A 15,005-nucleotide genomic window follows, 5' to 3' on the forward strand; every position below is an offset into this window, starting at 1 on the left:
GCGACGCTGCTGGCCTACGCGGACTTCCTCGGGATCATGCCGCCTCACGCTCGCTTCGCTCACGGCGGCGGCGACGGTGGGATAACTTGGAGTTCGGTTTCGGAGTTCATCCGCCTCACGCTCGCTTCGCTCACGGCGGCGGCGACAAGGGGCTAGTGAACTTAATCACTAGCCCCTTTATACCGCCTCACGCTCGCTTCGCTCACGGCGGCGGCGACACCGCTCGCAGGAAATAGCTCAACCCAAGTGCTTTAAGCTATCTCAGGCGAGCGCCCGTGTTTTATCATCACCGCCAGTCACGCGTCGCAGGTTCCAGCCGACTGGGATGGCCCGTCAGCAGGAGCGTGCGAGCGTGCCTAGAGGGCTGGTCTCGCACTGCCGCACTCGCGAAGTCAAAGAGCATGCTTCTCCAATGGCGGAAGAGAAGTGGTCGGTGGCACTTGGCCAAAGGTAAAGCACACCTCAACAGTCGCGTCGGCAAGCGCCAAATTCAGACGACCACAACTCGCGAGCGCTTTGTGTAAGGACGCCCAATCGCGTCAATTCGTAGCGAAGCGTCGCCAGACTCGGGACCGAGTGTCACGAACAGCACCTGGTCCTCATCGCGATTGATGAGCGATTCGAGTTCCGCCTTGAGTTGCTGATGCTTCAGCTCATCGAGCGGACATTCGAATACCGAGAACTGAATGCGCGTGCCGTAGCTCTCACACGCCTTCGCGATTTTGTCGCGACGCTTGTCTGAGGAAATGTCGTAGCAGACGAGAACCCGATGCCGCATAGAAAGATAAGAGTGAGTGTGGTCAAGGACCGTCAGCGAGTGGTGAATCCGAAATACCGCTCCGCCTCTCCTCGCACGTAACGCCAGAGCTGCCGAGCCTGCACTTCGAGCATGCGCCGGTAGCTCATGGCATAGCCAAACTGCGGATGCGTCACCTCCGAATCCAAGCGCCGGAACCACGCTTCCCAAAAAATCTTCCGCCCTTCTTCGCGCAGGAAGCAGCCCGAGGCGCTTCGCGAAAAATGATTGATAGTAAGTTCGCCCCGGTTGAGCAACGAAAGCGCCACACTGTCGGCGATCAGCGGTCGAAATTCCTCCATGAGGTCGAGCGCCAGCGCAGGCCGTCCGTAGCGCGGTTGATGATAGAAGCCCAGAAACGGATCGAGCCCCACGGCGTGGCACACCCCGGTCAGTTCTTTGGCCAGGATGCTGTATCCCTGCGAGAGCAAGGCGTTGAGCGGATCGCGCGGCGGCCGCCGATTGCGTTCGGTAAAGGAAAAATCGATCCCAGCACGCGTCGAGAGCATCGTTGCGAAGTGCTCGAAATAGAGCGCTGCGGCGGTTCCTTCGACACCGCGGAGCATATCGAGATCGCCGGCCTTTTCCGTCAGCTCTCGCAGGTCGGCCAGGCGGCGCAACGTCTGATCAGGCGCATCGCCATTGCGCATCAGCATCACCCGTTGATTGTGAATCTTCGCCCGGACGACCTCCCGTGCGATCTTGAGGCGAATTCCCCGCTCACCAAACATCCGGTATTGCCCCAACCGCGCATCGACGCCGCTCGCGGGCAATCCACGCAGCAGGCCCAGGAATCTTCCCGCTGGCGAAAAATACCCAACGTCGATTCCGTCTTCCAGACAGCTTTGCGTCGCTTGCGCGGTGAGTTGCACCGCGCCGAAAAGGTAAATCGCTCGCACCTGATTTCGCGGAAATTTCTGCAAATCCTTCCCTTTCTCACTGACGACAAACTCACCGCCACGCTGGCCGACCGTGCAGCCAGGCTTTTGCACGACGAGCAATTCGCCGTCGTCACCCGGAGGCCGGGGCGCCTCCTTCAACTCAGGAGGCTTGCTGTTGGGCGCCGACCAAAACGCGGACTCGTTGGGCAGGCAGATCGGATACGCCGAACAGTAGAGACAACGAGGGTCGTCGCGGAGAGGCGGCGGACACTTTCCACTCGCTGCCACTGTGCGCGCTTCATTGCGCATACGGAGCACCTGAGAAAGCAACTCATCAGTCAAGAGCACAGGCACACGCCGGCGATCAGCGGCGTAGTAGATGGACGCCGCGTTCACGGTCTGTCCCTGCTCACGGAGCAGGAGGGCATACGCCGCGACCTGCACCGCATCGTATTCCTTCGCGAGTCGTTCGCCGCCTTCTCCCCGCCGCGCGCTTCCTTTCTTATGGTCGATCACCTCGATGCCATCACCGGTCCCCTCGCATACGTCGATCTTGCCCACGAGCCCAAGCGTCTCACTCTCAAGCTGAAGGCTCCGCAAACGCGCGCCCTCGGGCAACTCCAGCTCTTTCGGATCTTCCGGCAAAGCGGATGGTTTGTCGGTCTGCCGATGCGCGGCGGAACCTTCCACCGTATCGGCATTTTCCTCAAAAAGATTCTCGACCCACTGGTAATAGAAAAGCCGCGGGCAATAAGCATAGTTCTGCAGTCGCCGAACGGGCATCAGCGGCGCGGGCTCCTCGGGCAAAACGGGTGGCGGCTCACAAAGTGAAACCGGCGCATCCAGTGGCGCGACGGCTTCCGCCTGCGGCGTCACTGGCGCAGCTAAAGTGGCGGCGAGCGCCGCATGGATTTTCTGTTGAATCGCATCGAGCGGAAGCTCTTCCTGCGCTGGATCACGCTCTCTTTCCCGTCCGAGACGCGTGCTTCGTTTTGGAGATGAACGGCGGGTAGGCATACGGGTTTTCCAGTTTGAGTTTTGATGCGAATGGCGGCGGCTTACATTGGAATTTTGTCCATCGCCAAAATCCGGCGACGATTGATTTCCATACAACGCCGCCACGCGGGTTCGCCGTAAATCTTTTCCCAGATTTCAGCGTCCCTGCGCACTACAGGGAATCGGCAACTTGGATGCCGCTTCGACCCCAAGGCTCCGGCTACGTCCACCAGATATGGCACATCTTTCTTTGAGGCTGATTTGCCGGGCTTTAATCGTGCATTATCCGCTGGTAGCCACGTAATAAGAGCTAGTTCTGCTCGGTTTGGATGCGCCAGCGCCCTCAGGCCAATGCGATACGCTGCATTAAGATCGGCATGGTAGAATGTCTCGCTCGATACAACATTAGAAACTGGAATTAGCGGGATAAATACTTCTCCCCCACGCTTTGGAAGAAAGAGGCTATGGTCCGGTAGAAGTTGAACGTAGAAATCGATAAATTCCCGCCAATCCGCTCCATCTTCGGTCTCAGATCGTTTCTTCCAAAGGAAGTAACGCGAGTCGCCCTTCCGGACCTCTTCGGCTCGAAAGCCAGCGCTGTGGTCTTTGGCGCTGAAGTGCGAGGTCAGGTCAGGCTGCACCAACACGATTGGTAAACCTACAAGCTGGCACAATTCTTCAAGCACCTTATGAATTCGGCGATGCGCCCATGCGGCCAGTTGTCGGTTCTCTCGACGACCCTGCCGGCCAGACATGCCATATGGAGCCAAATCCTCGAGCGCAATGAAGTTTACCGGGCCACGATCCAGACAACGATAAACTCCGTGAAGTGATTCGATCTGCTTTCGCTTTTTCTTGTCAGGCGGAGGCGGCGAGAGCTCGACACCGAGTGCCGCAACAAAAATCTCGTGCGCTATCTGCTTCGCGCGATCTTCCCTCGCGTCTTCTAACGTTCGCCGACAACCCTCGAAAGGTTCCGGCACCACTTCGCTCCGCCGCATTTGATACCGTTCTCCTATCTTGTGGCGGCATCGGTGATTGAGAGACTGAGCTAATTGGCGGAGATCACGCAGTTGGTTAAGACGAATGAGACTGAGACCACGTTGTCCAGCAATCAGGGTGTCTTCTCGCGGACGAGATTCATCGAGCGTCATCTGGTGCCATCCATCAGGGCGGAGTCGCCACACGCATCGTCCGCGCCGGGACGGCAGTATCCGATCTGCAACCGTAGGAAGTAAGTCTCGAAAAATATTCAGATAATCCACGGCTAACGCGGAAATTCGGACGAACAGCGTCTCGGTTAGTTCCTTCAGCTCAACTAACGGATCGTCACCGGTGAGATTCGCGATGTTATCCAAGGCAGCTTGGTAGGACTTGGATACTGTATCACTCCTTAGTTGCTCAGCCCAGCGGTGCAGGCGAAACAATTGCGAACGCAATCGTTTCAGGCCCCAGATTAGTTCGTCGTTCTGCTCTGGGAAAGTAAGCCGTGATTTCCAGTCTGGAATTCGTTCGTCGATGTCGAAACCTCGGGGCTTTAGCATTGCAAATAGCCGCTCGGCCTCAATCAACTCACCCGGCTCGGCATTTCGTCCAGCGCGCCCGGAAAGCTCCGGAAGAAATGTATGCGTTGCGGCCGCGTCCCCTTGCGCCAACGCCTTTCTGATCTTTTTGCTCCGACTCTTGCGGTCGTAATCGGTGATTTTCCTAAACACCCACCGATCCTCGCCAGCTACACGAACAATGCCGCTCGCGATGGAACGGACGAACCAAGGTGGCGATTCTGAGTCAGGATTGAGCCGATGCACAAGACGGTCCTTTGTCTGTGGCGTAGATCCAGCGTTTGCAGCTAAGACGTGCCACGCGGCGCTGTTGGTGAGACCAAGATCGACCGCAAGACAGCTCATTTTACCAGCGTTTAACCAGCGAGGCGTCTTTCCTTCTTTCGGCCAGGCTAAACCAGCATCCACCCAGTCTCCCGCCCCGTCACGTTTCCGGCGGGATGGCTCGAACGGAAACTCCGTTCTCCACTTTGCCGATAGCTTTTCAGCATCTAGCGTCGGCTCGAACACAAGCTGAACGTCATTAATCGAGGTCGGAGCAAGCCGCACGGATGTCCCGCTGAATGTCTGCTTGTCGCAGGGCCATCCTCGTTCCTTCACGAGCGCGCGCAGTGCTGGAGGCATCCATATTTGGTCCTTGTCGTCCTCGTCCAGCGTTTCATTGGGCCCACGCAGCCCATCACGCAGCAATCGGGGTGCGCTAAAATGCAGCCGCAGTCTGCTCTTCTTCTTGGAAATGAAATCAAGCGCATCGACCTCCACCACAAAGTCATCACCTATAGCGGCGAGAGGTAAATGCCTTCGATTACCTGTCTCAGACCACCTAAAATAGCGCGGTGAGTATCGAGCATGCGCTGGCGCGAATGTGCGCTCAGCTTCAAGGTGTTCTTTCTCTTCACAAGCCTCTACGTAGTCAGCCCATGTCCGAAGATGATCCCGTTCCTCATCATGGTTCCAAATTTCCGGGAATCGCGCTAACCCATCGAAGAGAGCGGGGCTGCCGAACCGCTCGCGGAACCTCTTCTGAAGCTCATTTTTTTTCGCTACAAGCATTTCGAGTGAGGCGTTCGGCTGTTCTGCAAGAAGCTCTCCCCACGCCTTCCGAACTTTCGGCCACGACTTGAGTGTTCGGTCTCGGATCGAATACAGCCGCGGGTGGCCATGTTCATCAACTGCGTCGCCTGCCAGTTCCTGTGCCAGCAGCTCCACGGCTTGGAGGCGAGCATCCGTTTTCTTCAATGAGTTAACCGAGGCGATCTTTGCCTCCGCATCTTTTAGACGAATCGCGAACTTCCGCTCGGTGATAAGAAACTGTCCTATTTTTGTGAACACCTCAAAAAAAGCCTGCCTCTCAAAATCCCACCAGACGCCTTTGTCGATTGCCTCATCATTGAGCCGGTTCGTTAGAAGATCGCAGAACAACGGAAAAACGCGGCATTCGACTCCACTGGCCATTCGAGCAGTCTGCACGGCATCAGCCGTAACGGTCGCAGGAGTTTTCAGGTGCTTTTGGTTGAAGACAAGAAATGCTTCACGAAAGCCGTCGAGGTCGGGGCGTAGGGCGAACAGCATCGCGACTTTCATGTCGTCGCCTCCACGTCCGGTCCGCGTTGGCTTTTTCGCCGGCCATTCTGTTCCAGGTTCGTCGCACCAAGTCTTCAAGGATGCGCGCTGTGATTCCAGTTGTCTCGCCAATGCCGAAAACTTTGCCTGCGTTTCTGCTTTCTTCGCCGTTGCCGCTTTTTCGTCAAGAGAGCGTATAAGCTCCTCAAGGACTTTCGGAATTTCGACTCGCGCCTCTATCGCTGGCCATTCGGCGCTACTTTCTGTTGTTTTGAATGCGAATACCTCCTCCCATACGAGCGCACCACCTCCTTCGACCTTCGTCACTGCGATGTGCGCCCGATGATGCTGACTGCCCTTGATGTCATCCGGCGTTTCGCCGGATACGCGAGACGCCAAAGCCGAAAGTTTGTTCGAGAGACTTTTGGCCACGCCCTTGAGGGAGTCATCGAGTGGCTGATCCGCTTCCTCAAGTTGTCCGACGAGTTCACGGACAGGACGGAAGATCTGTTCAAGCGCCGCAAACCTGTCGGCATCAGTTGCCTTCGATCCGGTGATCGAAAGCAAACGGCGGCGAAAATCATCGAAGGACGCCTTTGGTGAGCAGCCGACGAGCTTGCAAACAACTGCAAATGGCCGAGACCACGATCCTTGGCGTCCCGCGAATTTCTCCCAACTGCGAACAAGAGCGCTGCGAAATTCCAGCCAATCCTCATTGTCACAGTCAGCCGGGATAAAGGCGGCAAAAGCGGCCAAATAGAAGTTTACCGCGTCTTGGAAACGTCGGTGATGTTTCCAAAGAACTACGCGGCCTGCTTTCCTCGACTCGGCGGTCAGATCATCAAATTCTTTCAGTGCTCCGGGCTTGGCAGGTTTCGGCTCGCATTGCCCGTTGCGCTCGGATCGCTGCAGCGCGGCCTCGGCGCGCAATTCCGCGCAACGGAGCGTAACCAATCGCGCCCGCTTCAGATCGGGATGGAAGGCAAGCCACGGCGGTTCTTCCGGTGTTCTTCGCCCCGCGCTCGGATTCGGAAGTTCAACGCGACTAACGCGGCCTTGGTAGATGCGGTTCATGTGGGAAAGCGCCCACCGGACTGGGCGGACCGTTCTTCTACCAATTTCCGCTCCTGGCGTCCACTGAACACGCGCCGTTCGCCGCGCTAGCTTTTTGACGGCGCTACGAGTCTTGCCGCCTGGCAGGACGGTTTATGTCGAGATGCGACGGCCAACACTAGGATAAGCCGGGCCTGTGACACGCACGTCCGCGTCTGAATCGGCTTCGCTAAAAGCGATTTCGCGGACCCACGGCTCTTCCGTAGAAGAGGTGCGATTCCGCTCCCGGACCAGCGTCAGGCAGCCTTCCCGCACAGCCTTCCAAAGAGCTTGAAGGTTCTCGCCACGCACCGTGGCCGTCCATGTGGTTAAGCGGAAGATCATCTCGCCCGTTCCATCGAAATCAACGGTGGAAAGAAATGCATAGGGCGCAAATCGCTGCATGCTGTCCGTAGGGCAGAAGGTGATACCCAGGCAAGGTTGGGTGCCTTCCTCGTAACATGTGTGATTCAGAAGAACGGCAGCGGCTTTCTTGTCGGCGGTTTTGATCATGGATTAGATGCGAGAAGATATGTTCCGCGCCGCCTGCGACTGCTCCCGATGGTGCGCAACATGGTGTGATTGTCGGACGAAATCGGCGTGCCCTCGCCAGCGCTGAACGATCTGCCGCGCCCGCTCCATGCGCTGCCGCATCCAAGCGCCTGCGGGTTTGACCGAGTGCTCGATAGTGTCACGAACAAGCCGAGCCCAAGCCTCGGCGCGGTGAGCTATCGAGGGAGCGATCGTGGGCCGCTGGGATTTGTGAAGCGCGTCGAGCGCAGCCCGGCGAGTGCCTTCCGGCAGCAGGGCCAAAAGCCGCTTTTTGTCCGGCGTATGCACTGCACACGAGAGCCGCCCGCGCGAACAAGCGACGTAGGCAGCCTTCGCGTCGAGCTTCTCAGCGGCAACGATGACATGATCGCAGGTGCGGCCTTGGGATTTGTGCGAAGTGACGACGTAACCGTGACACCATTGTCGGAAGCTTGCGGGGATCGTCACGCCTTCCCGAGTTCGAAGTGAACCGTCGGGCTGGGGTCTTTCGACAGTGAGCACTTGTCCATTGATCAAACCTCGTTTCCGATCATTGGCTCGGATAAGCACCTTATCTCCGATCGCGATATCAAGCGCACGGGAGGTCCCTACATCAAAGGTGTTGGCCGCACGTAGATCCAGGCGCCGTGGTGCTTTGCCTTCAGCCTCGACCCAGACTTCACCTGCTTCCACTCGCTGCACTTGAGCGGATTCGCCTTTTTGCCATCCGCCGCTGGGCACGGCAAAGGAAACGACCTGCCCGGCGGTATAATTGCGAGCATTGCGTCGCTGCTGAGTGGTCCACCGGAGGGAATCGTAAACGGTGAAGGCCACGCGTTCCGAGGGCAAGCGACCCCGGTTCCGCAATTCTTCCCGAACGCGCTCGGTAAGGCAAAAATTCTCAGCCCACGTGGGGGCGACGACCAAACAACGTTCCAGCGATTTCCCATCGTCCGTCAGACGCAAGTAATCGACAGCCGCCGCACGAAGGTAATCGGCGCTCCCTTCCTTGATCCAGCCCAAGCGGTCAAATGCGGTGAGACCGCCCCGAACATCTCCAGCGGCCATCCGCTCGACTGCCGACCGGTATTCGGGGGCGGCAGCTTGCCGGCGAATCTCGCGGATTTCGCAGCGCCCAAGCTGGCTATGTGTTTCCAGCACTCGCAGGAAGTCTCCTGCCTCAACACTGCCATGCTGACGCACGTCGCCGACGAAGACCACTCGCAGGCGGTATTTCTGGGCCAGACGGAGCAACTCCGCGCCTTGGCGGTTCGATTTGAGTCCGGCCTCATCGCAGACTACCACGGCCTCCGCCAATGGAACGCGTCGGGATACATTCTGCAGGAAATCTTCCACCGTGGTGGCGTTGCCGAAACCTTCGCCCTGCAATACTTTGGCGGCGGCGACCGTGGGCGCAACGTAATGAACCTTCCGCCCAGCCAAGCCCTTTTGCAATTCTCGTAGGGTCGTCGTCTTACCCGCCCCAGCCACACCGCGCAGGCTGAACACTTGGTCGCGCGTTGAGAGTATCGCTCGCACCGCCTCCTTTTGTTCAACGGAAAGCCGTTCGCTGGGTTCAAAACTCGGACTCAGCGGCGAACACCGGCCTTTCGTCGCATCAACAAATGCGACAGCCCAGCGCTCCAACTCCAGCCCGCGACGGGTGGCGAACTCGCCGAGGAGCGCAGGTCCAACAGTAAGCGCAACCAGATCGGCCCTCCCATCTTTGACGAGCTTTTTGAGAATGCCGAGGTCCACCGAGCCGAGCGCTTGATTGAGTGCTTCCGCCAGAACCTCGTGCTCACGTGCAACGCTTTGCCGCTCGAAAAGATGAGCGACACAGGCTCGTAGCGCTGCCGATTCCTGCCCATCTTCGCGGCTCATATTTACCGCTGCGCGAGCCACAGCCATTATTTTGAGCTGCTTCAAAATCTTCCATTCGGCAGGTGAGAGTTGCGCTCGTTGTTGATCTCGAACCTCGCGCGTCGTGACTTCCGCGAGCTTCAAATCGCGCGTCTCCCGCGTGATTCGGGAAATTTCTATGGTCGTTGGCTCGCGCCCGTGTTTTTGCTGAAAGGCCGCAATCTCGCGCTCGATCTCCGCCCGTCGTTTGGCGAAGCGAGCGCACAGTTCGTCGGGCACACCTTCCACCTCAAAGCCGGTGACTTGACGTTTGCCGTCCCGCGCCTCGCGAATGATGTACCCAAGCGCCGTCACCTCTCGTGCCATTTCGTTCTGATAGGCCTTCCCCGCATACCGAATCGCTTTAAGCATCTGGCACTCTTCCATGGCGTACCAGCGGCCTGATGCATCGCGAGTGGCGTTGGCCACGACGAAATGGGTGTGCAGTTGCGGATCGAGAGCGCGGCTGGCGTCATGGGTGAAGGCGGCGGCGCACAGGTTTCCGGTCAGTTCGAAGTCACGAACGAGAAGCGTGTTCTTTTGACGTGCGGCGAACTGTTCCAACTCGGCGAAAGCTTTTCCAGCGGCGCGTTCATGAGCTTGCCGCAGCCGCTCGTCGCCGACCACGACGGCTAAAATGGACACTGATTTTTGCGCCGAGCACTGGAAATCGTAGAAGGCGACGCGATTCGCGAGCGGTTTCATGGCAACACGAAAGTTGGCAATCTCGGCATCGGAACCTTCACGGCGATGCTCGCGTCGATATGCCTCCCGAACCTCACGAACAGTCGGCTCGCGAGTGTCTTTCGTGCGGGGAGTCAGGCGCTCACCATTCTCGGGACGCCGATTCTCACGCAAGGCCTCGAATTGATCGGCGTCCACATCATTCCTCAACCCGAGAAATTCGGCTGCTCGACCAACCCAGCGACCGACCACCTTCTCCCCCTCGGCATAGTAGTCGTTCGCGGAGAGGTGATTTTTGAGGTAGCGCTCGCCACCATAGATTTTCGCGCGAGTGAACACGCGATCAGCCAATCGTATTCGGAATTGAAAGCTGCGCCCGGATTGGCGCAAGGGGAACTAGGTTCCCGGCTAGCGTTCCCTCATGCACGAGCCGCTATTGTTACCTCCCCAACATTGGAGGAGGGGAGTTGGATTTAAGGAAGACGCAATACGTCAAAGCCGAGGCTTTGAAGATGGGACAATCCGCGAAATCGCGCCACGCGAAGCGCTCCGACCCGGCGTGTCCTCTGTGATGTCCCGCGTTGAGGCGCAATGTCCTGTCTTTTTCCGCGCTCGTCCCATCTCGCGACCGGCGCTTTCGCGGCCAATCCCGCTTTGGCCTTCGCTTTGCCATGGTTGATCCGCATCAAGTTCTAGCGGCGGCAGAGAGCGCCGAGGCCGATCCTCCGCGTTCCAAACTTGATCCATTCGCCGAGGCAATCTGGGCTCTGCGGCGCAAACGAAAGCGCCTGCGGGCCATCGCCGCTTTTCTGCGCGAGCACGGCATTGAGGTGAGCAAGAGCACCGTCGCGCGATGGCTCAAACAGCACCCCCAACCCACGGCGGAAGCATTTCTGGATCGACTGCCTGCCCCTTCGCGAAACGCCCGATCGGGGGACGCTTCGAAGACAGACCGGGCGCGGGCACGCAGCTTCTTCAACCCCACCACCGACCAAGAACCATGAGCAAAACCAAAGAACCCGACCACCAACCCGCAGAAACTTCATGTCCCGCCTCAACCATCGAGCCGGAACGCCAGGGCCTTTTACACCGCCTCGTCTTGCCGATCCAGACAAGGGGAAATCTCGGCAAAAGTACGGAAGCTATCGCTCGATGTGAATGGATGAATGCGCGAGGCATTCAATGGAAGGGCTTCGACCTGGACGCCTCCAATCGTACTTTGAGTACGGCACTCCCTGATGATGTCTCTTTTGTTCCGCTGACAGCCGAACCCGAAGGCCAGGTGGTCCGTATCCTGCGCGGTGTGACCAAGGCTGAGGTCACGGTCATCGACCCGAGCGCGCACATGGAGCAAACGATTCTGCGAGCCTTTCGGATGGTTCGTTTCCCGCAGATGGCGGCGGCAGCACAGGCGCGGGCCACCGTCATGGTTTATCCCATCGACGAGATTTCCGACATGGATGACATCGCGCGCACCGTCGATGCGCTCGGCGACACGGTGGACTGGATCGTTGTTCGCAATCTGGCCCGCGTTCCCACGACGCGGTTTTACGAACGGAGTGCGCTGGAGAAGCAGCTTGGGCACCTCGGAGCCGCGCGTCTCGACATCCCGCCTCTGCTCACCGACACCCGCAATTACCTGAGAACTCAAGAGGCGAAGCTCGGACGGGCATTTTCTCCGAGCCAGGCACTCAGTGACCCCACTCTCGAACTTGACCTTGGCCATCAAATGATTCTGGAGGACTGGCTGGGAGAATTCTTCAGCCGTCTCGATCAAATTGCCTCTCACCTGCTGCCGACGGCCTCCCTTGAGCGCATCCCGGTTCCGAAGCCAGTCGTGCCGCCGAGCATCATTCACCGACGCGGCTCCTCGATCAATCTGGGGAACGGCGATGAATGACGACCAAACAGACCGGATTGACGAAGCGGTGAAGGTGGAGACATGCGCTCCAGAGGAAAGCGATTCGCGCCGCTACTGGCGTGCGGCCATTTCGCACCTTTCCGACCCGCAAAAGCGTGACGCGGCTTGGGAGTTCTACTTGCGCAGGCTCGAAGCGCGCAAAAGCGGCGACACACTCAGCGCCTTGGTGCTTCTCTTGGAGGCAAACGGCGCATTTTTAGCCAGCCTGCCGGAGAAGATTCATGCGGAGTTAATGGAGCCGCTTACGGAAAGACTGGCGGCGATGAGAAGTCATTTCGCGGGGCAGGAGGAGCACCAGCGCGAGATGTTGGCGGTTCTCGAAAAGGCCGCGGAACGCAACGCCAATACCAACGCGCGTTCCATCGGCGTTTTGGCCACAGCGGAAGGCGCCTTGCGCAAGGCTGCCACCTCTGTCGATGCGAGCGCGGTTGTCAGAGAAGTGAAGAGCCAGATCGAAGAGGAGGCCCTCCTTCCGTTCAAGCGAGTGCTCAAAGATCTCGCTGCCAGCGCCGGGAGTGTTTGCGAGGCGACGACTGCCGCGGAGGGTGCCGTGGAGCGATGGCGGCGCGTTCACCTCGGCGGTATCGCCGCCGGTCTGCTGGCCGTCGCGATCATGACGTGCAGCTTCATCATTGCATGGTTCAAGCATGATCTTGAGCAGCGCTATGAACGACGATTTACCGCAGCCGTCCTCCAACTCGATACGAGTCGTGAGACTCTCTCCAAACTCGCCGAGTTGGGCGTTGGCGTTCATGTGCTTCCGTCGTCTGATAGCGCCGGTAAAACGATCCCACGCAGTTTTGCGGTAGTGATTGACGAAGCAGAAGCGGCGGAGGTTCGTGAAGCGGACGGGCGCAGGCAGGGCGTAGTCTTCGTCAAGGCTGTGGAAATCTTACCGCGTTCCAGGGATCCCCAGTCGCCCTCGGGTAAATTTCAACCGCGATAATAGAATAGATTTCGTTGCTTGCGAAAACAGCGCGGCATTTCACTTCCGGTTTGCCCGCGCTTTCTCCTGTGGTAAATCGCGCTTCGGGCGGGGAAGGGTGGCACCCTTCCCCGGTTCGAGCCCGCCCACTGGCCCACCGGTCTCTCAACTCCCCATCCCAGCAGAAACCCAGGTTTCCGCAACGCCTTCCTGACGCGGCTTCGCCGTGGGAGACTGTGCCGCCATCTTTCCACCACAGACTCCCGGAAGTGGGGGCGAGGGCGATACATCTACGCCGCTCCTTGCTGAGCTTCCGGCCTTCGGTCCACCTGCGCCCGCACCTTCGGCCTCCCGCTTCGCTGCGGGGGCGGCGCAGATGCATCGCTTACGAAGCTCCGCGCATGCCTGCCCCTCCACGCGGGCGCGCCAGCAGGAAGCCGTCACGCCGCCTGCGGCCTCCGCCCGCCAGAAGTAAGTTGGCCGTTACTCAGCCTCCAGGGGAAATTGGGGAGGCTTCGCGCCGGCCAATTTGCTGATGCCTCCTTGCTTTCGCTCGCCCCCGCTCAGTTGGCGCGGGGCCTGGAAGGAGGAGAGAAAGGTGTGTGCTCCAGACCGCCCGGCGCAGAAGTGAGTGTTCAACCCAGCCCACTTGTAAGTAGGCAAATCCGATTCCTTCGAGCCAAATGTCTTATAACAATAGGGAGGATGCCCGGGGCGACGTGGCGCTCTTTGAGAGCCGCGCTGAAGCGGAAATGGCGTCAACGCAACATGCATTCCTTCGCAAAAGGCGCGCACGTCCAAACAAAATCGCAGAGCCGACCACCACAAATTTACTGAGCCGGGAGTAGTAAAACTCGGGTCGCTTACCAAACGCGGCGCCAGCGCGCCTCCCACGTTTTGACTTGATCTCAAGCAGCTCTTCCCGAGTAGCATCTACAGGTGGTGAGCAACAATTCGTTCGAAACCTGGCAGGTGGCATTGCCGCGGCGGGTCGCGACGTTGGCGCGCATGGAGCCGCTGCATCGTTTCGAGATTGCGAAAGCCGCGCGGAATCAAGATCTCAAAGATCATGATTTGCGCACGCTGGCGCTGATGGTTTTCGACGCGGTGATCGAGCACATGGGGCTCGCGGCGGGAGCATCGCAGGACGAAATCGTCTTCGCGCTGAAACCGCTCATCGTCGCAGCGGAACCGGTTGCGGATGTCGCCCGCGTCGTGGAGGTCGCGACGGCGGTTTTGGATTTTCTACTAAATGAGAGTGAACGACGGCGGGCCTTCTGCGAAACTGTGCGAGTGGTGGAAGGTGCAGTACAGGTTTGCCGTGAGGTGAGCTTTCACTATCTCCAGCAAGTCTTGGGAGCGAACGATGAGCCGCTGTATCGCGCGACCGTCGAGGGCATCAATATCTACACGGGCACGCTCGGCCTCGATGTGGAAGACGCGCATGCGGCGAATGCGGCCGTCTTGAAATACCAGATCGGGCGGGGACGTTTTCGCGAAGCAGTGGCGACGGCGCGCCAGGCGGTGGCGATCAGCACCGCTTACGAACAAAAGGTGCGGCGGGCGCTCGACATCGCGCGTCGGGATGTGACGCAGGTGAACTGGGTGGGCGAAATTCTCACCACGCTGGATGAGGCGCGCGAGCATCTACGGACGCGCATCGATGCCGACAACGAGATCCTCGCGGCCGTCGAGGAGCATGGCGAGGAAGCGGAGGCGCACGAGCGCATTCACGTCGCCGATTTGGAAAAGCACATTCATTCCTGCCAGTCGCGGCACTCCGCGTTGCATGTCCTCGTCATGGATGCGAACGAATCATGGCTCGGGGAACATGCGCGGCAGGCTTTTCGCCCGCGCGCTCTCGGCGTGCTGCCCGACTTGGAGGCGTCAGTCTTGAGGTGCTCGCTCACGTTGATTGAGACGCGGCTCGACGACGCGACCACCTGGGGTTTGACGGGGGCGTTTCTCCCTCCGTGGCCGCCTCACCTTGCCGACGGGCGGCGTCTCGCGGAAATGCTCCTCGCGCCTCAGCGGGAGCAAGAAGGCGGAGACTCGGCGCAGATCGAGCCCGACGCGGAGGAAATGGCGCAGGCAACGGATCGTTTCAGCGAGCACGATTATCGAAACGCCGAAGGGCTGCTTTCCGCCATTC

The 15,005-nt window shown here is 58.9% G+C and carries 8 protein-coding genes and 1 CRISPR repeat array; of the genes, 3 read left to right on the forward strand and 5 right to left on the reverse strand.

Going from position 1 to position 15,005, the window contains the following annotated elements; translation table 11 throughout:
- The first annotated feature begins 36 nt into the window (after positions 1-36).
- A CRISPR array of direct repeats spans positions 37-219; the repeat unit is 36 nt; unit sequence CCGCCTCACGCTCGCTTCGCTCACGGCGGCGGCGAC.
- Between the two features lie 271 nt (positions 220-490).
- The 5 genes from cas2 to mobF form a co-directional block, all read right to left on the reverse strand.
- A complete protein-coding gene (gene cas2 / locus ABJF10_RS20695; protein WP_348546511.1) occupies positions 491-778 on the reverse strand; it encodes a CRISPR-associated endonuclease Cas2 in 288 nt (95 codons plus the stop codon).
- A 32-nt stretch (positions 779-810) separates the two neighbouring features.
- Positions 811-2,694 (reverse strand): CRISPR-associated endonuclease Cas1, encoded by a 1,884-nt coding sequence (gene cas1 / locus ABJF10_RS20700; protein WP_348546512.1) that lies wholly within the window; start codon positions 2,692-2,694, stop codon positions 811-813.
- A gap of 41 nt (positions 2,695-2,735) precedes the next feature.
- On the reverse strand, positions 2,736-6,872 hold the full coding sequence (gene cas12b, locus ABJF10_RS20705) for a type V CRISPR-associated protein Cas12b (RefSeq protein WP_348546513.1): 4,137 nt from the start codon (positions 6,870-6,872) through the stop codon (positions 2,736-2,738).
- A 132-nt stretch (positions 6,873-7,004) separates the two neighbouring features.
- Complete coding sequence (locus ABJF10_RS20710) at positions 7,005-7,403, reverse strand: hypothetical protein (protein ID WP_348546514.1); 399 nt, start codon at positions 7,401-7,403, stop codon at positions 7,005-7,007.
- A 3-nt stretch (positions 7,404-7,406) separates the two neighbouring features.
- Positions 7,407-10,358: a MobF family relaxase gene (mobF, locus tag ABJF10_RS20715; RefSeq protein WP_348546515.1), complete on the reverse strand. Its 2,952-nt coding sequence runs from the start codon at positions 10,356-10,358 to the stop codon at positions 7,407-7,409.
- 649 nt (positions 10,359-11,007) lie between these two features.
- Between mobF and ABJF10_RS20720 the strand changes: the two genes are divergently transcribed.
- The 3 genes from ABJF10_RS20720 to ABJF10_RS20730 form a co-directional block, all read left to right on the forward strand.
- Entirely contained in the window at positions 11,008-11,907 is a 900-nt protein-coding gene (locus ABJF10_RS20720) for an ATPase (RefSeq protein WP_348546516.1), read from the forward strand.
- Positions 11,900-12,874, forward strand: a complete 975-nt coding sequence (locus ABJF10_RS20725) for a hypothetical protein (RefSeq protein ID WP_348546517.1) — start codon at positions 11,900-11,902, stop codon at positions 12,872-12,874. The genes ABJF10_RS20720 and ABJF10_RS20725 overlap by 8 nt, the downstream gene beginning before the upstream one ends.
- Positions 12,875-13,795: 921 nt before the next feature.
- A partial coding sequence (locus ABJF10_RS20730; protein ID WP_348546518.1) for a hypothetical protein occupies positions 13,796-15,005 on the forward strand: 1,210 nt, incomplete at its 3' end.

The organism is Chthoniobacter sp. (assembly GCF_040003245.1).
In the GTDB taxonomy this organism is placed as follows: Bacteria; Verrucomicrobiota; Verrucomicrobiia; order Chthoniobacterales; family Chthoniobacteraceae; genus Chthoniobacter.